Here is a 23,746-nt window from a genome sequence, read left to right on the forward strand (position 1 = left end):
ACCTACGCCCGCTCAGGCTTGGACAGTAACAACCTGACCAGTCAAGGCTTACAGGTGCCACAGCACAGCAAACGAAAGGGAAGAAAAAGGCGATTGCAGAAGATAGGGGCTGGTTTTTTGTTAAAAACACACAAAAATATTTGCTTACTTTGTTGCTATATAGCAACAAAGTAGCTATCTTAAGGGTATAGAAAGAGCAACAAAGCTCCTTTCTACAGCCCTAGTCCCATGAAAAGTACTCGCACTACTTCCACCCCTAGCACCGGCACTGCAAAAGCCGACGCTTACCAAGTCATTACCGACCGCATTCTGGCCAGGATGGAAGGCGGTCAGATTCCGTGGCAGAAACCCTGGCACACGCTGGGCGCGCCCCGCAACTATGCCAGCGGCCACGTGTACACCGGCGTCAATGCCTTTTTACTGCACTTCCTGAGCGAGGGCCTGCCCCTGTTTATGACCTTCCACCAAGCCAAGCAGAAAGGCGGCTCTATCCGCAAAGGGGCCAAGGGCTTCCCCATCATCTACTACAACCTGGTAGAAAAGGAAGGCGAGGAAGGCAAAACTGAAAAGCTGCCCTTTCTCAACTACTCGACCGTGTTCAATGTGGCCGACGTGGAAGGCATTGACCTGGACTTGCCCGAAGCACCGGCCACCCAGCACGAGCCGATAGCCGCGGCTGAAGCCATCGTCAGGAGTTGGGCCGAGCGCCCCCGCCTAGTCCACCTCAAGCAGGAGGCCTACTACGTGCCGGCCCTGGACTACGTGAATATGCCGGCCCTGAGCAGCTTCCGCGCCGCTGAGCAGTATTACCAGACCCTATTCCACGAGCTGACCCACAGCACCGGCCACCGCGCCCGGCTGAATCGCCCCGACCTAGCCGAAAACATGGTGGTTAAAGGAGCCGCCGGGTACGCCCGCGAGGAGCTGACCGCCGAAATGGGGGCCGCTTTCCTCTGTGGGGCCGCTGGTCTGAGCCCCGCCGCCACCGACGAGAACAGCGCGGCCTATCTGCAATTCTGGCTCGGCAAGCTCCAGGAAGATAAGACGCTGCTCATCAAAGCCGCCAGCCACGCCCAGAAGGCTGCCAACCTGATTTTAGGGCTGCCCCTCTGCTCCGGCTCCGAAGCCAAGGCAGCGCCGGTCCAGCCAGCAGCAGGAGCGGCCTAAACTACCTACCCCCGGGCTGAATTGTGCAGCCCGGGGGTAGGTAGGGCCGCCCTTTTTCTCCCTTTGGTTTTTCTTATTCTCTCTCACCATTTTACGTTTTTACCCATGCTTGAGCTAACCACCACCAAACGAGTCGGCCGCCGCCAATTTCACTTCAAGGTACAAGGCACCAGCTTTCACGACACCATCGCCGAGTACGACCGTCTAAGCTTTCCGGATGTGCCCGCCTGCGGCCTGTGCGGCTCCGACAACCTTGACCTAGCTTCCCGCGTGGCCCAGGACAAGTTCAAGTACACCAGTGTTAAATGCCTCAACTGTCGCGGGGACGTGACCTTCGGCAAGACGCAGAAGGATGAGCAAACCGTATTTCTGCGTAGAAAAGAAAACGGAGAGCTGGATTGGCAGGCCTGGAAGAAGGAAGATAAATAAGCGGGCCCATCCCCTAGCCCACCCAGCCCTGTTGGGCGGGCTAGTGTACCCTGCCATTTCCATTTCGTTAGTTTTCGCAGGTCGGCCATTATCTTCACGACTCACGCCCTTGCGCTACTTTCGCCGGATATGAAACCCGATTCACCCCCCACTTTCAGCCACCTGCTCCGCGAGGGCGACCGCTTTACTGACCGTGATATCATGAAGGTGCTCAACATCGGTCACCCCGCCCTGAAGCGACGGGAGCTCGATCCTTCGCTGTTCACCGTGGGGGAGTTGCTGCGCCTGGCTACGCTGATCGGGCGCCCGATTGCGGAGGTAATGAAGGTGGTGCTGGCGGAAGTGGCCCGCAATGATGAGGCGACCCAGCAGCGGGCCGCAGCGGTGGAGCAGGTGGCTGGCCGCAAGTATCACCGCCGTCCCCCCTCAGGCGCCTAACCCAGCCCCGACGCCTTCGCTTGTTGCCCGATAGGAACAAACAGCATAAAACGGCTACTTTTCGACAAGCACAAACCAAAACGGGAGCCCCTGTGCAACCAAGGGCCCCCGTCAAATGAAAGTATTCGCAGGACAAATGTAGAAAAAATCTACTTGGACTCTACTAGCTGTCGGTCCCCCCACGAGTGTCAGCAATGTGGGCCGTATTGGAGCCTAGCCACTGATTAATCGTCTAGGCGGCAAAAGAAAGTTCGTTCTTACCTTTTTGCATCGCTCTCGTGCAGGCTACTCCTTTAGCTTGGTCTTAGGATAGAGGCGCGGAAATAAGTTGTTGATTTTGCTCATGGCCGTGGCCGCAATATTATCAAATACTTTGGCGCCCGCTTCGTATTCCTTCAGAAGTACATGCGTCTCTTTCATGAGCTTCTGTAATTCGCTGTCCGTGAGCGTCAGAATGCGCTCAATCTGATACTCTTCCAGCTTGAACTTGCGCATGCGGCCAGCCACCCGGCCGCGAAAGTCGGCTAGGACTGGTACGGGCTGGGATTGTTCGGGGGGGGGCAAAGCGGCTAGCGTCGCGTCGCCGAGCTGCAGTTGCAGCTGTTTGGGCTGGAGCTTGCTAGGTCCGTTGTACTGAATATGAAACTCAATGGAGTCCACGCTACGACCCTTCTTTTTCTCGATGTAAGAGATGTCGAAATTGAGGGTATTGAGCTCTTCCAGCGACGGCTTGAGTACATATTTGCGGTAATCCGCAAACTGGGGATAGGCCTCCCCGGTGGTCAGGTCCCGGAGCGTTTCGACCGCCACCGTGTGCGGACTCTTGAACTTCCACATTTGCATAATCCAATAGAACTTGTGGGTGTTCGGGCTCTTGATGCTGAGCAAATCCGCCACCTGGCCCAGGGTGAAGTTCTCGGTCAGGTTGGTCAGGTAGGGGATAACATCGTTGGAGAAGTAACCAGAAATGGTCCCCTGCCCGCTATCGAGTTTGAGCGAGTGTACCAGGGGCACTTTGTGATAGTCTTTCTTGCGATTCGGCATGGGCAGGTCGATGCGAATGGCATCCAGCCCATCCATGGCTACGTGCAGGTACTGGTAGCCGCGCCCACCGATAGCCTGATCGCCCACCAAGTCCGATAAGGGGATAACGATGCGTTTGCTGTCGGCCTCATCCCGGCGCAGTCCGCGCAGTAAGAGCACGAAGATGCGGGCCTCCAGGAGGGTCATCGCCCAGGGGTGCTCAATCAGTACATTGCTCTGGGCCACGGTGGTCGTGCGCCGATTGTCCTGAATTTCTAAGCGATAGGTGGCGCTCTCGGGTTGCTGCAGCTGCTCGGGTTCGACGGCCGCGGCCGTATCCCGCTTCGCCGCCACGACCGCCGCGTAGGCTTCGGGCTGCGTATCAAAGTAGCCTACGCTCTTGGTTTTGCCGTTGATGCGCACTTGCGCCTTCCAACGATTCCGGCTTTTTTCGAACGTGGTACCCGGATACTGATTCTTAGCCATAAGTTGAGGAGATAACCAGCGGCTAAAATAGGAATTTTAGATAGTAATAACAATTATCTCATCTCCTATCTCAGAGGTAACGGCCTCCTATCTCAGAGGTAACGGCTTCCTATCTCAGAGGTAATGGCCTCCTATCTCAGAGGTAACGGCTTCCTATCTCAAGGGTAACGGCCTCCCGTTTGGAGCCTGTAACTAATTTATAATCAATTGCTTATGCCTGCCTTAATAGTATAATAAATACTAATATAAAAAGTTGGAATAAGTCTCAGGCTTTTTAAGAATGGTAAGTGAGATAAAAAACTATCTCAAAAGGTAACGGCTTCCTATTTGAAAAGCTATCTCACCAAGGTAACGGTCTCCTACAATTAATATCTCAAAGGCGTCGGCTCAGCTAACTAACTAAAATGGGCGATTCGTGTAGGTACATTGTTTAAAGAATTTCCGACGCCCGTAAAGTATGTTTTGCAAAAGGTCGCCAAAGCGTTTTTGGCATTGGCAAAGGTTAATCGGTAAATAAGGTGAGCTTTGAATAGTATAAAAAAGTATATTGCGCGTGAATTTTTAACGCATTTTATTACTTTTTAATACTATTATTGCTGAAGTTTTTTGCTGGTTTTTAGTAACTTATCCAATACTTTTTCCGGGAGTTCTTTCTGCGATTCCGGCAGCTTCAGCAGATACTCCTGCCACGCAATGTCCGCATGCTCGCGCATCTCGCCAAAGCCAGACACCCAGAATTCCGCCTGCTTGATCTGCATGTAGGTGGACCGCTTGATATGCACGGTAAAGGAAACCCAAGGATCCTGCTCTTTCTCCCCTTCGCCCGCCAACGCTGGCGCTGGGTCTAGCACTGGTTCTGGGGCTGGTGTTGGTTCTTCGGGCTGCAGGCTTCGCAACTTCTCATTTACGGACAGCAAATTGCTGCCGAATTTGGGCTTGTTCATAGTCGGGAGAGAATTTCAGTAGTGAGCGAGAAGTAATCGCGGGCCCCGTTGCTGCTGGGCGCGTAGTCATACACACTTTCCTTTTGAATTTGTGCTTCCGCTAGGGAGACGTTTTCCCGAATCGATGTTTGCATCAACAGCTTCCCTAGTTCAGGGTGTTGCTGCATGACGCCCACCATGTCATGGTGAAGCTTTTTGCGATAGGTAGGCGAGTATTTGGTGAAAAAAACGCCCCCCAAGATGAGCTTAGGGTTTACCCGCTTGCGGATCATCGTGCAGGTTTCCAGCAGCGTGGCGAGTCCTTCAAAGGAATAATATTCCGGTTGCGTAGGAATGAAGACCGCATTGCTGGCGGTAAGCGCAGCATGCGTCAGGGTGTACAGATTAGGGGGGGTATCTATCAAACAGTAGTCGATACCCTCCACTGATTCCAGCACCTCTCGCAGCACAAAGTCGCTTCCCGGCTGTCCGGCTAGATCACGCTCCAAATCATGGAGCTTGGGCATGGAAGAAACTAGGTACAGCCCTGCTCCTACCTGCTGCACCACTTGGTCTAAACTGCTTTGACCAGTCAGCAAGTGCCCTAGGTGCTTATCATGGGTGGTCGAGAAAGACATGGAGAGATTGCACTGCGCGTCACAATCCAGCAGCAGCACTTGCTTGCCCTGACTCGCTAAGCACTGGGCAACAGCCAGGGTCGAGGTCGTCTTACCTACCCCCCCTTTGTGGTTGGCAAAGGAAATAATTTGCATAGTGAATTTTTGGAATACCCGTAATACTACGGATTACTGTAATAGTTACCAAAGCTATGATTCTCTACATACTAATAACTCTTGTTATTCTCAGAATTCTGAGAATAACAAGAGTTATTAGTATGTAGAGAATCATTATAACTCTGAATAATATGACTATTAATAAAGTTATGAGAATGCAGCTAATTATGGTAATAAGAGTAATTATATCGGCGATAGCTTAGGGATCGGGTCAACATAATAGCCGCAGGGAAGCCACACATTTTACATAAGCTTCAAACTAACTATTAATAGATGAGTTAGTTATATGAGTTTCGTTGTTTGCGAAGCGGTTTTTTGTGCCTTTGTTGACTATTAGATTTCATTCTCCGCCAATGTAGGTTTTCGTTCACCCATTGCTAAAAGTAGGAGAGAAGGAGGGTAAGAATAGAACCACAACAACCGCTGGCAACGCGAATAGCCAATAGCTTTTAGGTGATTTTAAGGGTGGGCAATCAACCCGCACCAGTGAAATTGCGCGCAGCAATTACCCTTTTCGTACGCGTAGTTCTCCGGGCAATAAAGTAGAAGTAGATCATGCGGCGGAAGGCCGCGCCACAGCGCAAGGATTTATGTTCATCATAGGGTGTCGTCGAACAGCCTGGAATAGGGGAAATAGGCCTGCACCCTGGGGCGCAGCTCTCGCTGCTTATCTTGTCACCCGAAATGACAACTAACCCGGTACCAGCATGGATGCGGACGAGCGCGCCTTTATGGAAGAAATGCTGGACAATGCCGAGCTGCTCGACTGCGCAAGCTGTGCCGATACCACCCTGCACACCCACGAGGAAGTGCTCAGTAAATCGGAAACCGTAACGGAACTACGGATGCGGTGCACCCGGTGCATGAGCTGCCGCACGTGGCTGAAGAGCAGCTAGCACCGTGGAGGTAGTAGTACAGCATCGAAAAAGCCCCAATGCGCTGTGCATTAGGGCTTCTGTATACAGTAGATGCACAATTACATCGCTATTCTTTGTCTTTACGACGGCCGATCTGGTAGCCAAAAACCTGCTGCAGGATAGCACACCCCAAGTAGCTCAGCACGAACGAGCCGGCTGTGATAGCGGCAAAAACAAAGGGGTCGAAGGTGGAGAGCATGGGCCGTTAGTTGTATTCCTCCTCTTCGTCGTAGTGACGCCGCGGGGGAATAGCTTTGCTCATGAAACTAAAAAAGGCCACAATAAGGCTCATGTTCACCGCGAACTGCCCCCAGCTGGGACCGTATGGGCTGTAGAGGAAAATGGCCAGGGCGAGGAAAAACAGAAACTTTCTCATCGGTGCCAGTAGAGAAGGTAGCGATACCTAAACATACGCATTTGGCGGCAGATGGTCGCACGTAGTACCGAGCAAGGCTACCGCGTGGCCACCGTTGCTGGCGAGGCGGGGAGCACCCGCGCCCGCAGGATATCCTGATTCGTAATCGTGAGCGACAAGTGCCGCCCGCCCCCTTTCTCGAATAGCTCCACGATCAGCACCTTGTCGTCGGGAATGGTGAACTTGGGCACCACGTACACCCGCTCCAGTTGCCTGGTACCCGGTATCCCGCTCAGCTGACTATTGTACACGTAACGCGGGGCTAACTCCGATTCCTGCATGGCCGTGCGCTTCACTTGTTTCTTGTCGCGCACGGTGAATTTGAGGAAGTCGATATCGTAGCCGATGTTTGACTTGTTCAGCATCGATAACTGGAAGTAGAACAGATCATCGGCGGTATACAGCCCGTGCAAGCTGAGCATCATATCATCTTTGGCCATGCGGCGCCGGCGCAGCGTCCGCTTTTTGCCGCTCACTTCGGCCGCCGTCGCTTCCACGGAATGGCGAGGAGCCGACGCCTGGCTGGCCAGGCCCACGGCCGCCCCACCGGCGCCATTGCCTGCCGCCCCCGCGAAGTTGAGATTGATAATCTTCGGGTCCTTCTCGTAGTCGACTAGGAAGGAGTAGAGCTTCCCATCCGAGGTGAGCACGGTCATGTTGGTCTGGGCGAAGCCGGCCGCGTTAGCTTTGACCTTGACGATGTTTTCCGCCCCCTGGGCCTTATCGGCAATGATGCTCCCACTGCCCAGATCCACGTAGGTCACGGCCGTGGGGAAGATCAGGTGGGTGGTTTTCTGGAAACCCACGCCCAGGTGATAGGAGGCAATCAGGTGCTCGGATTCAATGGCCAGGTACATCAGCGGCTTTAGCGGGGCTACGCTAGGTTTTTGCTGGGCTACGGCCAGGGTAGACGAGCCGAGAAGAGCGAACAGGGCGAGGGATAAAAGGGACTTTCTCATTAGTGAAGCAGGAGTTTATAGTTCGCTTTCAGGTTGATTTTGACCAGCCGGATCTTGCGGCTGGATAATGCTTTGCCCGTTTGAATGGCAATACCCGCGGCTTGCGCGCCCAGGCTGGGGGACATGGTCAGCAGATCGGCGCTGCTGGCGCCCGCCGCCAGGCCTTGCTTGGCCATATCCCGGTCCACGGATCCAGGAATGCTGAGCCCCTCCCCGCCGTCCAGATCGTAGGCTGACAGGCTCACGGGCACCACGCTGTTCTCGTATTGAATCGAGCTCACCTGGATGGTCAGGCGCTGGCCACTGAGCTGGCAGACGCCATATACCACGGTGTTTTGCGGAATCACGCGGCCTTCGAGCTGCACATCCGAGAGTAGCCGCAGCTTCACGGTTTGCCCCGGCACGACCACCTGATCCGAATGCACGACAGCCGGCACGGCATTGACCGTGGCCACTGCGCTAGGGCGAGCACTGCTGCCCCCCAGGCTATGGAAGCTGTTGCCCTGGGTCGCGGACTGCGGAGTGTTATCTAATCGGTTGACGACCGAGACCGGGGCGGCCGCTACAACGGACGGCTGGGGCTTGGATTTACTGGGGGCAGCCTTGGCAGCCGGCGCGGCGGCCGGCGTGTTAAGGGCCTGTAAGCGCTGCTCGTATTCGCGCTTGAGCTGCTCCAGCTCACGTACGCTTTGCTCTAGCTGCTCATCCCGCGGGCTGGCTGGAGCATAGCTGGCGGCGCCAACCGAGCGCGAAGGTTCCGCCGTACGCTGCGTGTAGGAAGTGTACCCTGCTTCGTGGGCGGTTTGTTGCTGCAAGTGTTGCATGCGGCTGTGCACGGCCGTCACGTTCGGGTCGTGGTTCGGATCGTAGCGTCGGGCGGACTGACCCGGTTCTACGGCGTAGTTCAGCCCATCCGGGGAGGCAGCGGCCGCCGCTATTTCCTCTACTGGGGCGAAGGTCAGGTTGTTGCGGTGGAAGCTATCCGTCGGGGCTTTCGCGGCCGCTAGCTTATCCTCGAACAAGCTGCTAGGGCCAGCCGAGGGCAGCGACAGGTTGAGGCCACTGTCCCCTGATCCCGCTTCAGCAGCGGCAGAAGGCACGCCCTGGCCCCCGCCACCCAGGTAGAAGAGCGCGACCAGGCAGACAAGGCTGGGTACGGGGATAAAAAGCAGCAAGCGCCGCTTTTGAAGAAAGGCTTGCGTGGGTTTTGGAGGGGTTGTCATAGAGCGGTAGGGTAGGGGTTTAGCGGCGCTCGGTGCGCAGGTCGATGTTTTCCACGGCCCGCCAGCGTTCCATCAGAAAGCCGTGCGGATTATTCGCCGAGCGCGAGACGTCGCGCAGGTAACACTCCGAGACGAAGCGGCGGGTGGTCACGGTCGAGGCGCGGATGATGCGCTGCTGGGCGTAGCAGCGGACGTAGTAGGGGTAGACACTGGTTTGCAGGGCCACGCTATCGACGCGGATATCCTGGCTGATATTGGCCTGGATCAGGTTATTGTAGTAGCTGCTCTCCCGCAGGTTAGCGTAGGCGCGCTGGGCGCTCGCGTCGGCCAGGAACAGCGCCTGCTTGACGTTATACTCGATGGCCTTGGGGTCGGGGTCGAGGGTGAAAAAGAGCTCGTGGAAGCGCTTGACGTGGTCTTTGGCTTCGACGGGGCGGTTGTCTTTGACATTATGAGAAACGGCGGCCAGCAGGGAGCCCTGGTCGAGCACGTAGATGCGGCCTTGGGCTTCAAGGGCCGTTTGGCGGGCCGCGTAGATGGCGTAGGCCGACACGGAGAAGCAGAGCAGCATGAACAGCAAAGCCAGCGTCTTGGTCTGCTGGTAGGCCGAATCAATATTCTTCAGGGAGCGGAACATAGTCGTAGAGGCTAAGGGTGGTTAGGCATTCGTGTTTTTATAACCCGTGGAATTGGCCACTGAGGGAGCAGTAGGGACCGTGCCCATGGCCCGCCCGACGGCTGCGGCTCGCCCAGCCACCTGGCCGGAGGTTGCTCCGGCGATGCTACCCCCAACACTGGCGATCATACCGCCCCCCCGCGTGGCAAAGCGGGTAATATTGGTCATGCCACTGGCGGCCACAATCCAGTTGGCTACCGAGGGCACGGTGAGGTAGCCGCAAATGGCAATCACCAGGAAAATCATGTAGCCGTAATCCGCCTTCTCCAGATCGCCCCCGCTCTGAAGGCGGGCAATATCCGAGTTGAGCATCATCACCTGAATCTTGGCCGTGATGGCCCCAAAGATGTTGGCCACGGGCAGCCACAGAAAAGTATTGATGTAGCGCGAAAACCAGTTGGTCAGCGTACCCTCAAAGCCGGGCCAGATGGCGAAGCCGAAGCTGATCGGGCCGATGATGGATAGGATAATCAGAAAGAAGGTGCGTATGGTGTTGATGATGAGCGCCGCCGAATCATGGAGAAGCTCCAAGGCGTTGCGCATCCACTCGCGGAAGTTCTTCTGCACATCGTAGGATAAGCGGTCGAAGTAGAGCGCCGCCTTGCCGCCAAAGTCCAACACCTCCTTGGCCCCCAGTTCCTTCTCGAAGGCCTCATCGGAGGCATACGCCGCATTCTCGGGGTGGGCGGCGAGCAGCGCTTCCTTTCGCTCCTGCAACTGGATGATGCTTTGGTTCTGCCCCCGCACCACCGCATTGGTGGCCGAAGAAATGCCACCCAGTACCCCGTTGAGCGCGCCCAGCATCGTCGGGAAAAACGTAATTACGAGACCAATAGCGAAGGGCCGCAGCAGGGGAAAAACGTCGATGGGCTCGGCCTCCGCGATACTACGCCACACTTTGCTGGCAATGTACACCAGGGCCCCCAAGCCCCCCAGTGCCCGGCCCACGTTGATCAGGTCGGCGCACAGGGGCAGCATTTCATTGTACAGGTTGTCGAGCAGCTGGTTGAGTGATTCAACTGGTATGGATACCTGGAGCAGGATAGAGAGCAGATACATAACCATTGTTAGTTGGGGAGCCCGTAGAGCTTCTTGAGTACTTGCGTGTCTTTGGCCGCACGACTTTGCTGGGCAGCAATAGCCTGATTGCGGGCCGTGAAATAGGAAACCAGCTGATACTGGTGGACTACCTTATCCGAGAGCTTGTTGATGAACTTCAGGCGCTGGGCATCCGTCATCTTCGCCGCGTCGGGGGTAAGAATGACGGTCAGATCGTCGAGCAGGGCCACGTTCTCGCTCATGAGCACAGTATATCCCCGCGCCATGCCCTGCACCTGGGCCGGCGTCAGATAGGGGTTCTGCCGCAGCTGGGTCATATTCTGCGTGTAGAGCGTCAGAATACGCTCCTGATAGGACCAGATTGTTTGCACGCGCTGATAGTCGCGCACCACCGAATTGATCTTCAGTAACCCGTCGTACCATTCCTCGTGCATGGCGGCCGTCTGATCCGTGAGCTGCTTGATGACGGCCTGGGTGCTGGTGCCTTTCTTGACGATGGTATTCCCAATACCCCGCAGGGTGGTGATAAACCCTTGATGAGTCGCCTGCTTAGTGGCCTGCTTTTCGGCAATGGGCATGGTGACCACGAACTGCGCCTGCGCCGGCCGCGTGAGTAGGGTCAGGCCCCCCAAGGCCAGAAGCGTAAAGAGCTTTCTCATGCTGCTTAGTTGGCCAGGCCGTAAAGTTGTTTGAGGATCTGCCGATCCTGCTGGGCCTGGCCCTGCTGCATCGAGATAGCCAGGTTGCGGCGGGTGAAGTAGCTGACCAGCTCATACTGGTGGGTCACCTTGTCGTCAAGGGCATCAATCAGTTCCAGACGTTCCGCGTCAGTCATCTTGGCCTGGAGAGGAGAGACAATGGCCGTCAGCTCATCCAGGTAGCCGGCCGATTCCTGAATCAAGGTGGTATAGCCGCGGACCATGCCGGCTACCTGCGCCGGGGTCAGGTTCGGATCTGCCTTGAAACGCCCGATGTAGTTGGAGTAGATGGTGATGATGGCCGCCTGCCGCTCGAAGATGTGCTGCACCCGCCGGTAGGTGCGCACCGTCTGGCTGACCTGCAGCAAGCCATCGTACCACTGCTTAGCCAGTAGCATGTTCTTTTCGGTAAAGCCTTTGGTCAGCACCTGCTCCACCACGCCGTTGTTGACGAGCGTATTCGCTCTCGTGCTCAAGGCTTTAAGGGTGGCTTGAAGGCCCGTCTGGATGAAGTTGGTACCCTCCAGAATGGGGGCCGATACGACGGCCTGGGCGTGCGCGGCGGGCGTGCCCAACAGGCAAAGCGCGGCCACGCACAGCAGTATCTGTGTCTTTTTCATACCCTGACTAGTGTTAGAAACTGTGTAGGTTAGAGTCGATTAGTAGTGCCCGAACTCTTGCATCATCAGGCGCTTCGTCGTCGCCTGGCGCTCCTTTTGGGCAATCGTGTTGGCTGTCCTTTTCGTGTAGTACCGCACCAAGGCCAGGTGCCGGGTCTGCTTGTCGGCCAGTTCCGATACGTACTTCAGTTGGTCGGCTTCGCTCATCGTGGTTTTGCTGGTGGCCAGGGCCGAGAGCTCCTGCACCCGGGCCGCGCTTTCTTCCGAAAGTTGTTTGTACTTAGCCCGAATGCCTTCTGCCTGTTCGGGGGTCAGGATCTTATTAGCCGTTAGCTTGGGCTCCTGCGTAGCGACCTCCTGCAGGATGGCTGCATGCGTCTGATAGATAGTCTCCGTCTTGGGATTAAGCTTGATCAGATTGGGTACATCACTTTGGTACCAGGTATGCACCTCCTTGACGTAGCTGGTATTCGTGGTGCCCAGGGTCTGCTGAATGGAGGCGACAACGCGGGCCTCGGCTTCCTTCGAGGCGGCATCTTGCCCGCAGCTAGGGAATAACAGTAGGCTGGATAGAGCGATCAGATAGGTTGCTTTCATAAGGGGTGGGTTATAAAATGGCGTACTTTTTCGGACCGTTGGTTTTAGCCGGCCTCGCGCAGCTCCTGGGCAGTAGACCGGATAGCCGAGGGCATGTCCAAACCAGAGTCAACCTTTTGGAAGAGGCGCATTTTCTCAGTTTCCTCCGTCGTATAGGTCACATACTCCTCGAGCGATACTTCCACCCCGTACACTTTCGAGACGCGCCCGCCCAGGCTGATAAACACTTCCTTGTACTTGGCGCCCGGCCGGTTGTCGAGGTTGATGCTCAGCACCTGGGCCTTTTCCTTCTCGGTCAGGCCCATCAGTTGTTGAATGTCATCAAAGCGGTTGAGAAACTTGCGCTGGTCGAGCAGAATCTTACAGTCCGAATTGTTGAGGATGGTGTCCTTCACAATCGGGTTGCCGATAATATCATCGACCTCCTGGGTCACCACGATGGCCTCGCCGAAGAACTTGCGGACGGTCTTGAACAGGTACTTGATGTACTCGGCCATGCCCGCTTTGGCAATGGCTTTCCACGCTTCCTCGATCAGGATCATCTTACGCACCCCCTTGAGCTGTCGCATCTTAGCCAGGAACGTATCCATGATGATGAGCGTCACCACCGGAAACAGGATCGGATGGTCCTTGATGTTATCCAACTCGAAGACGATGAAGCTTTCCTGAATTAGGTTTAGGTCCTTGTCCGAGTTGAGCAGGTAATCGTATTCCCCACCACGGTAGAAGGGCCGCAGCACGTAGAGGAAGTTATCGAGGTCGAAGTCCTTTTCGCGCACCTTCTCGGTGGCCAGGTAGGCTTTGAATTCCTGCTGCAGGAATTCGTAAAACGTGTTGAAGCTGGCCCGTACGCGGGGCGTGGTGCTCAGCAGAAGGTAGTAGTGGGTGAGGGCGGTGGAGAGCGAAACATACTCCGACTGACTCACCCGCTCATCCTCCCGCTTCCAGAGCGTGACGAGCAGCGTTTTCAGGCTCTCGCGCTTTTCCACGTCGGGCTTGCCCACGACATAAAAGGGGTTGAAGCTGATCGGGTTGTGTTCCTCGTAGGTGAAGTAGACCCCCTTCTTCAGTTCACATAGTCCCTTGTAAGAATTGCCGGTATCGACCAAGAGCACATGGGTGCCCTGCTCGTGGTACTGGCGCACCAGGCCGTTGGTGAAGAACGACTTGCCCGAGCCCGAGGGGCCCAGCACGAACTTGTTGCGGTTGGTGATCAGGCCCGTTTTCATGGGGGCATCCGACAAGTCCACGTGCACGGGCTTCCCACTGATGCGGTCCGAGAGCTTGATGCCGAAGGGGCTGGGGGAGCTGCGGTAGTTGGTTTCCACGTTCCACAAGCAGCAGGCTTGCTCGGCAAACGTGTAGAAGGTCTCCTCGCTGGGGAAGTCCCCGGCGTTACCCGGAATGCCGGCCCAGAACAGGGCGCCGATATCGACCGTGTTTTCGCGCGGCTTGCAGTTCATCTGGGCAATGGCCGAGCTGGTCAGGTCGCGCAACTGCTTCGGGTCCCCTTCCTGCTCGCACCATACCAGCACATTGGCGTGGGCCCGCACGGAGAGCTTTTGTTCCGACACCGCCTGGTTCAGGTACAAGTCATAAAACTCCTTGTGGATGGCATTCTGGCGCGAATACAGCGCGAGCGCGTTGAGGTTGTCGCGCTTCTTCTCGAAGGTCTTCAGCGTCTTGTGGTGATCATCGACAAACAGGTACTGGTTGTAAATGTGATTGCAGCCCAGCAGCAGCCCGACCGGCGCGGCAAAGCCCACGGCAAAGGGGGTGCGGTCGGTGCTGAGCTTCTCGTACCGCACATCCGTTTCCAGGTGCTGGGGCAAATCATCCAGGTTGCCCAGCGAGTAGCACTGACAAACCTTGCTGCCCACGTGTAGGCCCTCACTGAAGTCGAGATCGACCAGGGGTGCCACGTCGCGCAGATCCAGCGCGAGATACTTTTCCAGCAGGCCGGTGGTGGTTTCCGTACCGCAAAGGTCCGCATCCGTCAGCTGGGTAAACGAGATACCGGCGTCCGCTAGCAGACGCACGAACTGGCTAACGGCGTTGAAGAAGGTGGTCAGCCGCTTCTCCTCCATCATTTCTTTGGGGACGATTTTCGACCGCGAGAGCAGGGTGGAGAGGCTATTCCAGTTTTCCCGGCCGCTGGCCGTTTTAGTCAGGAACAGAAAGCAGGTGTGATGGAGGAAGGGTCGCTCGAAAAAGTGCCGCTCGTAGGAACGGGACAGGAGCGAGCGTTCCTCCCCAAAGCCCGGAGCATACTGGTCCTCGACAAACCAATCCTGCTTGTGCACGACCGTATGGAGGGGCAGCAAGCGAATAGCCTTCACGAATACGGCGTGCAGTGCCTCGTACTCACTCGGTGAGAGCGTAAAGATTTCGGGTAGCTCCAGCCGGTAGGCCACCGTGACGTCGGCGTTCTTGCTGATCAGGCAGCCCGATTCTACTTTGTAGATGGGCTGCTTCTGCTCCAGCGTCGCCGAGGGAAGCAGGAGATGGCTCATGGGCGCGATAACTCTTTAAAATGGCGCGGGTTGCGATTCACAATGCGCAGGGGCTGCCGGCTTTTGGCCTGCTGCTTCATGGCCCCGTGCTCGCCGTACCGGGCACTCAGGGCAAACACCCGGGTTACCCACGCAAACCCGCCCCCCATGGCCAGGGGCAGGGTCAGGTAAGAGCTCAGGCCGGCCACGTGCAGGGCAATGAAGCCCAGAAACACGCCGCCGAGCCCGCCGAGCAGCAGTAAAATGTAGCGGCTGCCCACCAGGCCCTTGAATTCGACGGGCTTGTTGACGCCCTTATTCAGCGGGTAGTGGCCCATGGCCCTATAAGAAGAAGGCGCGCAGCACCGTGGCCACCACCACCAGGAAGATGCAGCTGCCGAACCAGGAGGTGGCCACCTTCTGCGTGTCCTGGTCGCCCGAGTTCCACTTGCTGAACACCTTGACGGCGCCCACCAGGCCTACCACGGCGCCGATGGCGTAGATCAACGTCGTAGCAGGCTCAAAGTAGCTCGTGACCTGGGCCGTGGCTTCCTGGATACCGGCCGCCCCATTGCCCTGGGCGAGCGAGCTGGTAGCCATGGCCAGGACGAGCAGCGCGGTACCGAGCGCCTGGACCTTCGCAAGGAGAGAACGGCGGGATTGAAAGAGGGAGGGTTTGGTAATCATGGTGGTAAGAGTAGAGGGTGAAATGAGGGAAAGAAAAGACGAACAAGGCTACTAAAAACGTTAGTTCTAAGCGGGCTCCGCCACCTCGATATAGGTTGCAGCGGTAAGTTGCTGGGCGCTCTTTTTACTCCGTTGGTAGAAAGCTTCGAGGACCTGGGTGCCCGCCAGCGCGGGTACTTCCTTCGTCAGCTGCTGCTGGGTGACCTCTCCGGCCGCGGCGCGCTCAAAAACGTTGTTGAGCTGGCTCACACTGACCGTAAAATTCTCTTCAAACACTTCCACCGTCCCTTGCACTCCCACTGGCAAGGGAGGGGCTAAATCGTCCGATTCGGCTTCTGCAAGATTAATGGAATTTCTAATAATAGAATTTTCTTTATTGCCATAATCATTTCCTTGATTTTGCTGGGGCTCTTCGTCGGTTGCTTCGTTGATCTCTTGTTGAGCTTCATCTTCGGCCTGGTCGGGAGCCAAAGCCGACACCTTCACCACGGTTTCTTCTCCCAACTCTTCGCCTGGCTCATCGGTGACCGCTTCCGTAGCTGGTGGGGCCTCTTCGTTGGCGGGAGCGAGGTCAGCGGGAGTGGGAAGCACGACGGCCGCTTTCGGAAGTAAGGGCCCCCGGTTGAGCAGCGAGGCAGGGGGCGTAGGCAACGCCTGGGCGCCGGCTGCTTTGTCCTTTTGGCCCGTGAACAGGTCTAGTACTTCTGCCCGGTAATAGACCAGTGCCACGTACGCGTAGTACACGACGAGCAGGACGGCCATTGTCCCGAAGAACTGGGACCACGTGATCATTTTAAACATAGCGGTAGCGATATAGAATAAATAGGGGCAAAGCGGTGGCTAGCACCCCTGTTTTAGGGGTATGTAAATCAGTAACTTAAGCAATAGGTCAGGGGGGAGGTTAGATCAGCAGGCGCTTCCTATTCTTCTTTTCCTGCTCCGCCAGGAAGGCGCGAATGTCCGGACCAAAGGTTTCAAAGTGGTGAGTGATGATATTGGCGAGCAAATCAGCCAGCGGGATATTATCGCTGGCCTGGCTGATCGCGCTCAGGGTGCGATGAGCATCCTCGGTGATATACACCGCCTTATTCTTCTTCTCGCGGCCCCGATAAAGAAAGCTTTCGGGGTAGTCAGCCCGGCCGGCTTGCTCAGCCGGGGGCAGCTCTTTTCTCCCCTTTCGTTCTGCCTCTTCCGGGCGCTCCACCTTCAGGCTGGAGGCAGCAGGGGCTATTTCAGGGGCACTGTCGGGCGCGGGTAGAGCTTGCATAGCAGGTTCGGACTCGGGAGCGGAATCGGTTTCAGGCGCGGCGGGTTGACGGTGGCGGGCAAACGAACTGACAAAGGCGTTCACGTCGGGGGCAGCAGACTTGGCCATAGAAGTTAAAAATTAACGGGCCTTGCTTGCCTCGGTGCTAGGGTAGCCTTTGCCGGGGCTTCGGCGGCAAAGATGATCTGCGCCATTTCCTGAATCAGACCGCTGATACCCAAGTGCATAAACTCCTTGGACAAGGGGAACATAGTCGAGCGCATGCCCTCCTTTTTATAGTTAACGCTTTGCTCCAGACGGGTAGTCAGGAAGGGAATATTCTGCTGGGCAAACAGCTCTTCCGTGCGCCGGTAGAACTCCTGCTTCTCGCTCTTCACGTGCTTGTTCCAGAAGGCATAGTATTGCTTCAGCCGGCTGCCGGGCTGGCCCTTAGCGAAGGCCTCCAGGGCCGCGGCAAAGGGCAGAGTGGCCTCGACACTCAACACGTCGGCTTCCAGGGGCATGAACACGTAGTCCAGCTGCTGCCACAGCTCCACCAAGCCCGGCACGTTGATGGTGCCCGGCGTGTCGATGAATACCAGGTCGAATTGCCCCTCCATTTCCTTTGCCACGTCCAGGGCCTCAAGTACCTGACAGCCCACGATAGGGTACGCCTGAATACCCAGGGCCTGAAAATCAGTAGCTTTCGTCGGATTGGCCTGCAGTTGGGCTAGCTCTTTCTCGCGTAGCCCCTCCAGGGAATGCTGCGGATAGTCGCAGTCAATGACGGCTACTTTCTCCTTCCCCAGGAAGTGAAAGAGGGAGGCGGCCAGGATGTTGACCGTTGTTTTGCCCACACCCCCCTTCTGGGATGAGATCGATATGAACTTGGTCGTGCTCATTGTAGACAAGGAAGAGTAGGGGGAGAAGGGACGCGACAACCGGCAGCACTTAGCGAAGAAAGCATGTAATTCCTTCGCTGTTTACAAATTTATAATTGTAGTTGAATAAACCAACAAATATTTATTTAAAATTGTAAAAAACGATTTTATAGTATATTCGATTTGTTGGTTTTGGAAATAGTTGCGCAGCTATAGGCATAGGATGCTAGTGGGTTAAATCACTAGGTAGATGGATAGCTATCAAACTGAATGTTCAACTATCAGTGTAATTAGTTATCAGACTATTGACTTATCAGACTAGTTATTTTTCAAACTATCAAACCAAATATTTATCAGACTATCAAACTATCAATAGGGGTAACAGGCAATCAAAATCCGGTCTGGTAGTGCCTATGGACTGCTGATTCAGCTGGGTTCAGCTAGGTAGAAATTTGTTGTTTTTCCAAGAGGGACTTTTCTCATAAAATTAGCTTTCCTATATGTTCAATGTTGGTCAGCAAGCCATGACTTTGTAGCCACAAACCCTGCGGGTAAGTACCTCCAAAGTCAACCGGAGAATTTGACGCAAGCTATTTCTCCTTGTCGTGCCACCAGCGTCCACCATAGTCTGAAACCATGGAAGAGTTAGAGCAGAATCCGCTGGAAACACGGGCCAATAAGGAGAAGGTGAAACGCTTCCGGGTCACGACGGCCGAAGTGAAAGCGATTGAAAAGAAGGCGGCGAAGGCTGGCTTGTCCTTCTCCGAATACTGCCGCCGGGCTGCATTGGATAAGCCCATAGTAGAATTGATTCCACCCGATTTGCGCCGCCAAATCAGCACAGCCGGCAACAATTTGAATCAGCTTACCCGCCTAGCCAACGCGGGCAAGCTCGGTGGTGCCAGCGTCGAAACACTGAATGAGCTCCTCACCCGGTTACTGGAAACGCTCAAATGATCGCCAAGACAGTTACCGGAAATGACTTTAGCGGCGCGCTGGAGTATGGCGCAGGCCTGCGCTCGGACCGGACCAATAAGCAAGCGGAACTGATCAGCGTGGCTAATATTGGTAGCCATGACGCGGCCGGTATCGCCGCCGAAATGCAGAAGGTGGCCGCCTTGAGCGCTCGCACGCAGAAGCCAGTCTGGCATACGGTCTTATCATGGGCGCCCGGGGAGAAGGTAAACCAGGAGCAAAAGTTGCAGGCTGCCGCGCTCTACTGTGAGTTGATGGGGGCCAGCCTGGAACGGCACCAGGTCGCGGTCTACGAGCACAAGGATAAGGACCACCCACACGTTCATATTTATATCAACCGAGTGCCCACCGATGGTGGGGCCGCCCTTGACACAGCCCAGAACTATGCCCGCAATGTGAAGGCCACGCGCCAGATCCGGGAGCAGCTGGGCATGAAGCCCTTACCCGAGCGCCGGGTCACGACCAAAGACGTGGATCCACGGAAGGAAGAAGCCCGCGGCTACGTGCGCGAGCAGCTGATGGCCGCTCTGCTGTACGCCAGCATCCGCACGATTGACCAGTTAGTAGCCCGACTGCAAGCGCAGCAGATAGCGGTGGTGCTCAAGCGCGACGCCAAGGGCGTCTTGGTAGGCACCAGCTTCCACTATCAGGAAAGCAGCGTGAAGGGTACAGAAGTGGGCATCAAAGCCAAACAGCTGCGCGACCACTTTCGCCCCTTCGGGTCCGAGGCTTTGCGCACTCGTAACCAGGCGGTGGACTTCACTAGTGGCCAGAGAGTGGGCCTAGCCCTGACCACGTCAAAAGATGAGATAGCAGGTAACCTCATCCGGGTAAGTGACGAGTCCGGCCCCGCCATCGGTGGCCCCACCATCGATGATGCCGAGCGCAACGAGAACGAAACACGCCGCCGCCGTCGGCGACCCAAGCTGTAGGGTTTTCGTCCAAGTGGATGAAAAACTAACAGTCAAGTTATTAAGCCTTATCGCTACCTGCTTTTCTCCCTATTACCTACTAATCTTAACCCATCATGGAAGACGAAAGAGGCCTTCGGAAGATCATGGACTTCATGCGCCTGCTCAGCGTGCTGCTCGTGCTGATGCACGTCTACTACTACTGCTACGGCTTCTTTGCCGAGCAGCACCTGACGGCCGCCTGGTCGGGTCAGCTACTGACCCGGTTCAGCACGAAAACGGCCCTGTTTCACGCCCCCTACGTGACGAAGCTGGCGGCCGCAGTATTCTTGGCCCTTTCGTGCCTGGGTACGCGTGGTCGGCCCAAAGAGGGCCACACCTGGACGCCCATTGTGGGTAGCTTAGTGGTGGGGGCGGCGCTATTCTTTGGGAGTGGGCTGCTCTTGGAGCTGGCCTACTCACCGGCGGTGCTCACGGCCCTGTATAGTAGCACCACGGCCGTCGGCTTTCTGCTCCTACTCCGGGCCGGCAACTTGATTAGTCGCCTCCTGAAGATGAACCTGATGCGGGATATTTTCAACTCGGAAAACGAGACGTTCCCCCAGGAAGAAAGAAAGCTGGAGAACGAGTTTTCCGTGAACCTGCCCACGTCGTACCAACTGAAGGGCAAGCAGCACCAGGGCTGGGTCAATATCGTGAATCCGTTTCGCGGGACGGTGGTGTATGGCACACCCGGCTCGGGGAAGTCCTTCGCCATTATCAACCAGTTCATCAAGCAGCACCTATCGAAGGGCTTTGCGATGTACGTGTATGATTTCAAGTTCGATGATCTGAGCCGCATCGTGTATAATGAGCTGCTCAAGCACCAGGACAAGTACAAGCAACCGGTGCGCTTCTACGTGATCAACTTCGATGACCCGCGCAAAAGCCACCGCTGCAATCCCCTCTTACCCGCGATGATGACCGACATCGTGGATGCCTACGAGAGTGCCGCTACCATCATGCTTAACCTAAACAAAAAGTGGATTGAGAAGCAGGGCGAGTTCTTCGTCGAGTCACCCATCAACTTTGTGGCGGCCATCATCTGGTTTCTCAAGCTCTATGAAAATGGCAAGTACTGCACGTTCCCCCACGTGATCGAGTTTCTGGGCCGCGAGTACCAGGAAATGTTCCCGATTCTGGCCTCGTATCCCGAGATCGAAAACTACGTGCGACCTTTTATCAGTGCCTACCAGGGCGACGCGATGGAGCAGTTGGAGGGCCAAATTGCCTCAGCGCGCATCCCGCTTTCGCGGCTGGCCTCGCCCCAGCTCTACTGGGTGATGAGTGGCAACGATTTCACCCTGGATATCAACAACCCCGCCGAGCCCAAGGTCTTGTGCGTGGGCAACAACCCGAACCGGGAAGTCATTTACGGCGCTGCCCTGGGGCTGTATAATGCGCGCCTCGTCAAGCTGGTTAACCAGAAGGGCAAGCTTAAAGCCTCCCTAATCATTGACGAGCTGCCTACCATCTACTTCAAAGGATTGGATAAGCTGATCGCCACGGCCCGTAGTAACAAGGTTTCTACTTGCCTGGGCATTCAGGATAAGAGCCAGCTGGACCGCGATTACGGCAAGGCCGAATCTTCCGTGATTCAAAATACCATCGGCAACGTGCTCTCGGGCCAGGTTACGGGGGAGAGTGCCGAGGCCCTGAGCAAGCGTTTCGGCCGTATCGTGCAGCAGCGGCAGTCGCTGACCAGCAACAGCCGCGACACGAGTTACACCCTGGCCACCCAGCTCGATAGCATGATTCCCGCCAGCACGATTGCCGGCCTGAGCCAAGGCACCTTCGTGGGCGCCGTGGCCGACAATTTCGGCGAAGAGATAAACCAGAAGGTGTTTCACGCCAAAATTCTGGTCGATGTAGCGAAAACAAAGCAACAGGAAGCGGCCTATGCCGACATTCCCGACATCACCAGCTTCGTCGACCCGACGACGGGGGAGGATACCACGGAGCAGGTTATCCGGGCGAATTATAAGGCCATCAAGGACGACATTGCGGCCATTGTGAAGACGGAATTGGAAAGGATTGCCAGTGATCCCAACTTGCAGCACTTACTCCACACCAAAAAGGCGAAGGCAAAAGCATGAATAAAAAATTAATTGGTAGAAGGCTGGCTGCCCTGCGGGACGAGATCGCGGGTCCAGGGGAGAAGAAGTGGACGATCGCGATGGTGGCCGAGGAAACCGGTTTGACCCAGAATATGGTCGGCCAGATGGAGCGTAGCGGGGCCGGAGGCATTGAAATCTTCATTTCGTATCTACTTTTCTTCTACCGCCGGGGCTATAACCTCAACTGGATCATTCTGCCCGATAATGCGAGTGTCTCCAAAAAGCGTCTGGAAGAGGATGTCAAAACCGTTGATATGCGAAGTGTGGCAAATCAATTCCAGTATTTACGTCAATCGATTGAGAGAGAGATAGATACGGCGTTTAAGGCGCTGGAAGCGTAGCGACTTGTAACTTTGCTTTAGTAAGATAATCAGTTATTTTAGAAAGCAATATCTAAAATACCAATATCGCAGGCGTGAATTGTTATATTTGCTAAGGCTGGCCCCAGGGTGGCGTCAGGTGGTGTAACTCATTAACAAACAGCGATATGTCTGAGCAAGCCGAACCAAAGTCCGGTGCTGGAGAGCAGCCCGTTCCCCAAGCCGTAGGGCCAGCAGCGGTCCCGAAAAAACCCGCCGTTCTCAACGTCGAGGAAACGCGGGATGAATTCATCAAAAACGCCCAGCCCGTGGCCGCTGCCCTCCGGCAGCGGGGCAAAGAAGCCGAGGCCACCCAGCTCGAGCAGGCCGCCCACGTGATTGCCCTAGCCGTCGGGGCCCCGCGGCAGGCCACCCCGGGCGATGCCCTGAAGGGCGAATCAGTAAGCCAGGTACTCCAGAACATCTGGGACGTTATGGACAAAGACCCTACATTGCAGAAGCTGCCCCAGGCCCAGAACCTGCGGAAGGCGGGCCTGGCGCTGGCCGGGGCGGGGCTGCTCAGCATCACCCTTCGCGATGGCGTAATCGTGAGCTTCGTCAGCAACTTTGCCGACAACTTCAGCCAGGCCCAGAAGGCCGTAGGGAAGCCCGGCGAGAGGCCCCCTGTAAACCTAGTACGGCCGTCTCTCACTGCCGCTGCTGGAGCGCAGCAGCCGGCCCCAGCTCAGATACCGGTACCCACGGCTAAGCCCGCGGCCGGAGAGCAGTCGCCAGCGGCAAAGCCTACCTCGCTACTCGCGCCGGAAGTCCTGCAAAAAGCTAAGGCCCTCTACCAGGAAAACCAGCTAGGAATGGCTCCTGTCCGGGCAGGTTTCACGAGGGAGGATTTACCGCTGCCGCTGCTGGAGAAAATGGGGGTGAAGGTAGAGGAGTTGGAGCAGTCAGGGCAGTTGCAGAAGCTGCTGAGTGGGCAGAAAACCGACCTACTCTCGTCCTTCTCCCTGCACGATGCGCACGGGGAACCCGTACCCTTTGCCGCCAAGCTGATCATGCGGCGCGACGCGGCGGGCGCGCCTAGCCTGCAATTTGATTTGCCCAAACAGCAACTAGTCATTCCCGAGCAGATTCTAGGCAAGGAGATCACGCCGGCCATGAAAGAGCAGCTGACCACGCACGGCGTGGTACCGCTGAGCGAGGGCTTCCGCGATGGCAAAGGGCAGACCTTTGCCGCCTACGTGGCCATTGACCAGGAAATGAACCGAGTGGTCGCCGTGCGCCGGGAGGGTATCGCGGTGCCTAAAGAGCTGCTGGGCGTTGTGCTGAGCCCGCAGCAGAACCAGCAGCTCCTGGGGGGCTACCCGACGAAAGTAACGGGGATGACCAACCAAAAAAGCCAGTTGTTCGACGCGACGGTCGTGCTCGACCCCGTCAAGCGGACGCTTAGCTTCCGCGACGTCCAGCCGCACGTAGCGCAACAGCCAGCCGAAAAGGTGGAACCAGTGGCCCCCCACCCCAAAATGAGAATGTAAATCTGCTAGTTTTGCGAAAATCAGTTTCCAGGCCTTCCGGGAGCTGATTTTCTTCTTACAGTAAGGAGTACCCCGCCCCAGTCCACTACCCACGCACATACACACACCGCAATAATGCAGCAGTC

General features: G+C 56.1%; 27 protein-coding genes. 9 read left to right on the top strand and 18 right to left on the bottom strand.

Translation table 11 applies throughout. The annotated features are described in order from the left end of the window. Positions 1-228 precede the first annotated feature (228 nt). The 3 genes from IEW06_RS19810 to IEW06_RS19820 all read left to right on the top strand — a co-directional run bounded on the left by IEW06_RS19810 (position 229) and on the right by IEW06_RS19820 (position 2,034). Complete coding sequence (locus IEW06_RS19810) at positions 229-1,167, top strand: ArdC family protein (protein WP_187734576.1); 939 nt, start codon at positions 229-231, stop codon at positions 1,165-1,167. Positions 1,168-1,272: 105 nt separating this feature from the next. Continuing rightward, on the top strand, positions 1,273-1,596 hold the full coding sequence (locus tag IEW06_RS19815) for a hypothetical protein (RefSeq protein ID WP_187734577.1): 324 nt from the start codon (positions 1,273-1,275) through the stop codon (positions 1,594-1,596). Positions 1,597-1,725: 129 nt separating this feature from the next. Continuing rightward, the gene (locus tag IEW06_RS19820; RefSeq protein ID WP_187734578.1) at positions 1,726-2,034 is read left to right on the top strand and encodes a hypothetical protein; all 309 of its coding nucleotides are present in this window, start codon (positions 1,726-1,728) and stop codon (positions 2,032-2,034) included. Positions 2,035-2,319: 285 nt separating this feature from the next. Here the strand turns inward: IEW06_RS19820 and IEW06_RS19825 are convergent, their stop codons facing one another. The 3 genes from IEW06_RS19825 to IEW06_RS19835 all read right to left on the bottom strand — a co-directional run bounded on the left by IEW06_RS19825 (position 2,320) and on the right by IEW06_RS19835 (position 5,239). Next, the gene (locus IEW06_RS19825) at positions 2,320-3,543 is read right to left on the bottom strand and encodes a RepB family plasmid replication initiator protein (RefSeq protein WP_188548825.1); all 1,224 of its coding nucleotides are present in this window, start codon (positions 3,541-3,543) and stop codon (positions 2,320-2,322) included. A 590-nt stretch (positions 3,544-4,133) separates the two neighbouring features. After that, positions 4,134-4,487: a hypothetical protein gene (locus IEW06_RS19830; RefSeq protein WP_187734581.1), complete on the bottom strand. Its 354-nt coding sequence runs from the start codon at positions 4,485-4,487 to the stop codon at positions 4,134-4,136. Next, positions 4,484-5,239, bottom strand: a complete 756-nt coding sequence (locus tag IEW06_RS19835) for a ParA family protein (protein WP_188548826.1) — start codon at positions 5,237-5,239, stop codon at positions 4,484-4,486. Before IEW06_RS19835 ends, IEW06_RS19830 begins: the two co-directional genes overlap by 4 nt. A 728-nt stretch (positions 5,240-5,967) precedes the next feature. Here IEW06_RS19835 and IEW06_RS19840 point away from each other — a divergent pair. Continuing rightward, positions 5,968-6,156, top strand: coding sequence for a hypothetical protein (locus IEW06_RS19840; protein WP_187734583.1), 189 nt, complete (start codon positions 5,968-5,970; stop codon positions 6,154-6,156). A gap of 88 nt (positions 6,157-6,244) precedes the next feature. Here IEW06_RS19840 and IEW06_RS20890 read toward each other — a convergent pair whose 3' ends face one another. The 15 genes from IEW06_RS20890 to IEW06_RS19910 form a co-directional block, all read right to left on the bottom strand. Then, positions 6,245-6,376: a hypothetical protein gene (locus IEW06_RS20890; protein ID WP_262891931.1), complete on the bottom strand. Its 132-nt coding sequence runs from the start codon at positions 6,374-6,376 to the stop codon at positions 6,245-6,247. A 6-nt stretch (positions 6,377-6,382) separates the two neighbouring features. After that, on the bottom strand, positions 6,383-6,553 hold the full coding sequence (locus IEW06_RS19845; protein ID WP_188548827.1) for a hypothetical protein: 171 nt from the start codon (positions 6,551-6,553) through the stop codon (positions 6,383-6,385). 77 nt (positions 6,554-6,630) lie between these two features. Continuing rightward, positions 6,631-7,551 (bottom strand): conjugative transposon protein TraN, encoded by a 921-nt coding sequence (gene traN / locus IEW06_RS19850; RefSeq protein ID WP_187734584.1) that lies wholly within the window; start codon positions 7,549-7,551, stop codon positions 6,631-6,633. Further along, on the bottom strand, positions 7,551-8,774 hold the full coding sequence (traM, locus tag IEW06_RS19855; RefSeq protein WP_187734585.1) for a conjugative transposon protein TraM: 1,224 nt from the start codon (positions 8,772-8,774) through the stop codon (positions 7,551-7,553). Before traM ends, traN begins: the two co-directional genes overlap by 1 nt. Positions 8,775-8,793: 19 nt before the next feature. Beyond that, positions 8,794-9,411, bottom strand: coding sequence for a conjugative transposon protein TraK (gene traK / locus IEW06_RS19860; RefSeq protein WP_187734586.1), 618 nt, complete (start codon positions 9,409-9,411; stop codon positions 8,794-8,796). Between the two features lie 21 nt (positions 9,412-9,432). Next, positions 9,433-10,509, bottom strand: a complete 1,077-nt coding sequence (traJ, locus tag IEW06_RS19865; RefSeq protein ID WP_188548828.1) for a conjugative transposon protein TraJ — start codon at positions 10,507-10,509, stop codon at positions 9,433-9,435. 8 nt (positions 10,510-10,517) lie between these two features. Continuing rightward, positions 10,518-11,168, bottom strand: a complete 651-nt coding sequence (locus IEW06_RS19870; RefSeq protein ID WP_188548829.1) for a hypothetical protein — start codon at positions 11,166-11,168, stop codon at positions 10,518-10,520. A 5-nt stretch (positions 11,169-11,173) separates the two neighbouring features. Beyond that, entirely contained in the window at positions 11,174-11,827 is a 654-nt protein-coding gene (locus tag IEW06_RS19875) for a hypothetical protein (protein WP_187734588.1), read from the bottom strand. A 39-nt stretch (positions 11,828-11,866) separates the two neighbouring features. After that, a complete protein-coding gene (locus IEW06_RS19880; protein ID WP_188548830.1) occupies positions 11,867-12,424 on the bottom strand; it encodes a hypothetical protein in 558 nt (185 codons plus the stop codon). A gap of 44 nt (positions 12,425-12,468) precedes the next feature. Further along, on the bottom strand, positions 12,469-14,937 hold the full coding sequence (locus tag IEW06_RS19885) for a TraG family conjugative transposon ATPase (RefSeq protein ID WP_188548831.1): 2,469 nt from the start codon (positions 14,935-14,937) through the stop codon (positions 12,469-12,471). Then, positions 14,934-15,254, bottom strand: a complete 321-nt coding sequence (locus IEW06_RS19890; RefSeq protein WP_188548832.1) for a DUF4133 domain-containing protein — start codon at positions 15,252-15,254, stop codon at positions 14,934-14,936. The genes IEW06_RS19885 and IEW06_RS19890 overlap by 4 nt, the downstream gene beginning before the upstream one ends. A gap of 4 nt (positions 15,255-15,258) precedes the next feature. After that, the gene (locus IEW06_RS19895) at positions 15,259-15,603 is read right to left on the bottom strand and encodes a DUF4134 domain-containing protein (RefSeq protein WP_187734592.1); all 345 of its coding nucleotides are present in this window, start codon (positions 15,601-15,603) and stop codon (positions 15,259-15,261) included. A gap of 66 nt (positions 15,604-15,669) precedes the next feature. Further along, positions 15,670-16,395 carry a hypothetical protein gene (locus IEW06_RS19900; protein WP_187734593.1) on the bottom strand — a complete coding sequence of 242 codons (726 nt, stop codon included), beginning with the start codon at positions 16,393-16,395 and terminating at the stop codon, positions 15,670-15,672. A gap of 109 nt (positions 16,396-16,504) precedes the next feature. Continuing rightward, positions 16,505-16,978, bottom strand: coding sequence for a DUF3408 domain-containing protein (locus IEW06_RS19905; RefSeq protein WP_187734594.1), 474 nt, complete (start codon positions 16,976-16,978; stop codon positions 16,505-16,507). A 5-nt stretch (positions 16,979-16,983) separates the two neighbouring features. Next, positions 16,984-17,751: a ParA family protein gene (locus IEW06_RS19910; RefSeq protein WP_188548833.1), complete on the bottom strand. Its 768-nt coding sequence runs from the start codon at positions 17,749-17,751 to the stop codon at positions 16,984-16,986. Positions 17,752-18,366: 615 nt separating this feature from the next. Here IEW06_RS19910 and IEW06_RS19915 point away from each other — a divergent pair. From IEW06_RS19915 to IEW06_RS19935, 5 genes are all read left to right on the top strand, one after another. After that, positions 18,367-18,687, top strand: a complete 321-nt coding sequence (locus IEW06_RS19915) for a plasmid mobilization protein (protein ID WP_187734596.1) — start codon at positions 18,367-18,369, stop codon at positions 18,685-18,687. After that, positions 18,684-19,637 (top strand): relaxase/mobilization nuclease domain-containing protein, encoded by a 954-nt coding sequence (locus tag IEW06_RS19920; RefSeq protein ID WP_187734597.1) that lies wholly within the window; start codon positions 18,684-18,686, stop codon positions 19,635-19,637. The genes IEW06_RS19915 and IEW06_RS19920 overlap by 4 nt, the downstream gene beginning before the upstream one ends. A 95-nt stretch (positions 19,638-19,732) precedes the next feature. Continuing rightward, positions 19,733-21,751, top strand: coding sequence for a conjugal transfer protein MobC (gene mobC, locus IEW06_RS19925; protein ID WP_188548834.1), 2,019 nt, complete (start codon positions 19,733-19,735; stop codon positions 21,749-21,751). Next, positions 21,748-22,113, top strand: a complete 366-nt coding sequence (locus IEW06_RS19930) for a hypothetical protein (protein WP_187734598.1) — start codon at positions 21,748-21,750, stop codon at positions 22,111-22,113. The genes mobC and IEW06_RS19930 overlap by 4 nt, the downstream gene beginning before the upstream one ends. A gap of 146 nt (positions 22,114-22,259) precedes the next feature. Continuing rightward, on the top strand, positions 22,260-23,621 hold the full coding sequence (locus IEW06_RS19935; RefSeq protein ID WP_188548835.1) for a DUF3945 domain-containing protein: 1,362 nt from the start codon (positions 22,260-22,262) through the stop codon (positions 23,619-23,621). Positions 23,622-23,746: the final 125 nt, after the last annotated feature.

The sequence above is a fragment of the Hymenobacter qilianensis genome, from assembly GCF_014638675.1.
Lineage (GTDB): Bacteria > Bacteroidota > Bacteroidia > Cytophagales > Hymenobacteraceae > Hymenobacter > Hymenobacter qilianensis.

Excerpts from the sequence above, each read along its gene's own strand:
- IEW06_RS19810 (WP_187734576.1), top strand. The coding sequence starts at position 229 with ATGAAAAGTACTCGCACTACTTCCACCCCTAGCACCGGCACTGCAAAA.
- IEW06_RS19815 (WP_187734577.1), top strand. The coding sequence starts at position 1,273 with ATGCTTGAGCTAACCACCACCAAACGAGTCGGCCGCCGCCAATTTCAC.
- IEW06_RS19820 (WP_187734578.1), top strand. The coding sequence starts at position 1,726 with ATGAAACCCGATTCACCCCCCACTTTCAGCCACCTGCTCCGCGAGGGC.
- IEW06_RS19825 (WP_188548825.1), bottom strand. The coding sequence starts at position 3,543 with ATGGCTAAGAATCAGTATCCGGGTACCACGTTCGAAAAAAGCCGGAAT.
- IEW06_RS19830 (WP_187734581.1), bottom strand. The coding sequence starts at position 4,487 with ATGAACAAGCCCAAATTCGGCAGCAATTTGCTGTCCGTAAATGAGAAG.
- IEW06_RS19835 (WP_188548826.1), bottom strand. The coding sequence starts at position 5,239 with ATGCAAATTATTTCCTTTGCCAACCACAAAGGGGGGGTAGGTAAGACG.
- IEW06_RS19840 (WP_187734583.1), top strand. The coding sequence starts at position 5,968 with ATGGATGCGGACGAGCGCGCCTTTATGGAAGAAATGCTGGACAATGCC.
- IEW06_RS20890 (WP_262891931.1), bottom strand. The coding sequence starts at position 6,376 with ATGCTCTCCACCTTCGACCCCTTTGTTTTTGCCGCTATCACAGCCGGC.
- IEW06_RS19845 (WP_188548827.1), bottom strand. The coding sequence starts at position 6,553 with ATGAGAAAGTTTCTGTTTTTCCTCGCCCTGGCCATTTTCCTCTACAGC.
- traN (WP_187734584.1), bottom strand. The coding sequence starts at position 7,551 with ATGAGAAAGTCCCTTTTATCCCTCGCCCTGTTCGCTCTTCTCGGCTCG.
- traM (WP_187734585.1), bottom strand. The coding sequence starts at position 8,774 with ATGACAACCCCTCCAAAACCCACGCAAGCCTTTCTTCAAAAGCGGCGC.
- traK (WP_187734586.1), bottom strand. The coding sequence starts at position 9,411 with ATGTTCCGCTCCCTGAAGAATATTGATTCGGCCTACCAGCAGACCAAG.
- traJ (WP_188548828.1), bottom strand. The coding sequence starts at position 10,509 with ATGTATCTGCTCTCTATCCTGCTCCAGGTATCCATACCAGTTGAATCA.
- IEW06_RS19870 (WP_188548829.1), bottom strand. The coding sequence starts at position 11,168 with ATGAGAAAGCTCTTTACGCTTCTGGCCTTGGGGGGCCTGACCCTACTC.
- IEW06_RS19875 (WP_187734588.1), bottom strand. The coding sequence starts at position 11,827 with ATGAAAAAGACACAGATACTGCTGTGCGTGGCCGCGCTTTGCCTGTTG.
- IEW06_RS19880 (WP_188548830.1), bottom strand. The coding sequence starts at position 12,424 with ATGAAAGCAACCTATCTGATCGCTCTATCCAGCCTACTGTTATTCCCT.
- IEW06_RS19885 (WP_188548831.1), bottom strand. The coding sequence starts at position 14,937 with ATGAGCCATCTCCTGCTTCCCTCGGCGACGCTGGAGCAGAAGCAGCCC.
- IEW06_RS19890 (WP_188548832.1), bottom strand. The coding sequence starts at position 15,254 with ATGGGCCACTACCCGCTGAATAAGGGCGTCAACAAGCCCGTCGAATTC.
- IEW06_RS19895 (WP_187734592.1), bottom strand. The coding sequence starts at position 15,603 with ATGATTACCAAACCCTCCCTCTTTCAATCCCGCCGTTCTCTCCTTGCG.
- IEW06_RS19900 (WP_187734593.1), bottom strand. The coding sequence starts at position 16,395 with ATGATCACGTGGTCCCAGTTCTTCGGGACAATGGCCGTCCTGCTCGTC.
- IEW06_RS19905 (WP_187734594.1), bottom strand. The coding sequence starts at position 16,978 with ATGGCCAAGTCTGCTGCCCCCGACGTGAACGCCTTTGTCAGTTCGTTT.
- IEW06_RS19910 (WP_188548833.1), bottom strand. The coding sequence starts at position 17,751 with ATGAGCACGACCAAGTTCATATCGATCTCATCCCAGAAGGGGGGTGTG.
- IEW06_RS19915 (WP_187734596.1), top strand. The coding sequence starts at position 18,367 with ATGGAAGAGTTAGAGCAGAATCCGCTGGAAACACGGGCCAATAAGGAG.
- IEW06_RS19920 (WP_187734597.1), top strand. The coding sequence starts at position 18,684 with ATGATCGCCAAGACAGTTACCGGAAATGACTTTAGCGGCGCGCTGGAG.
- mobC (WP_188548834.1), top strand. The coding sequence starts at position 19,733 with ATGGAAGACGAAAGAGGCCTTCGGAAGATCATGGACTTCATGCGCCTG.
- IEW06_RS19930 (WP_187734598.1), top strand. The coding sequence starts at position 21,748 with ATGAATAAAAAATTAATTGGTAGAAGGCTGGCTGCCCTGCGGGACGAG.
- IEW06_RS19935 (WP_188548835.1), top strand. The coding sequence starts at position 22,260 with ATGTCTGAGCAAGCCGAACCAAAGTCCGGTGCTGGAGAGCAGCCCGTT.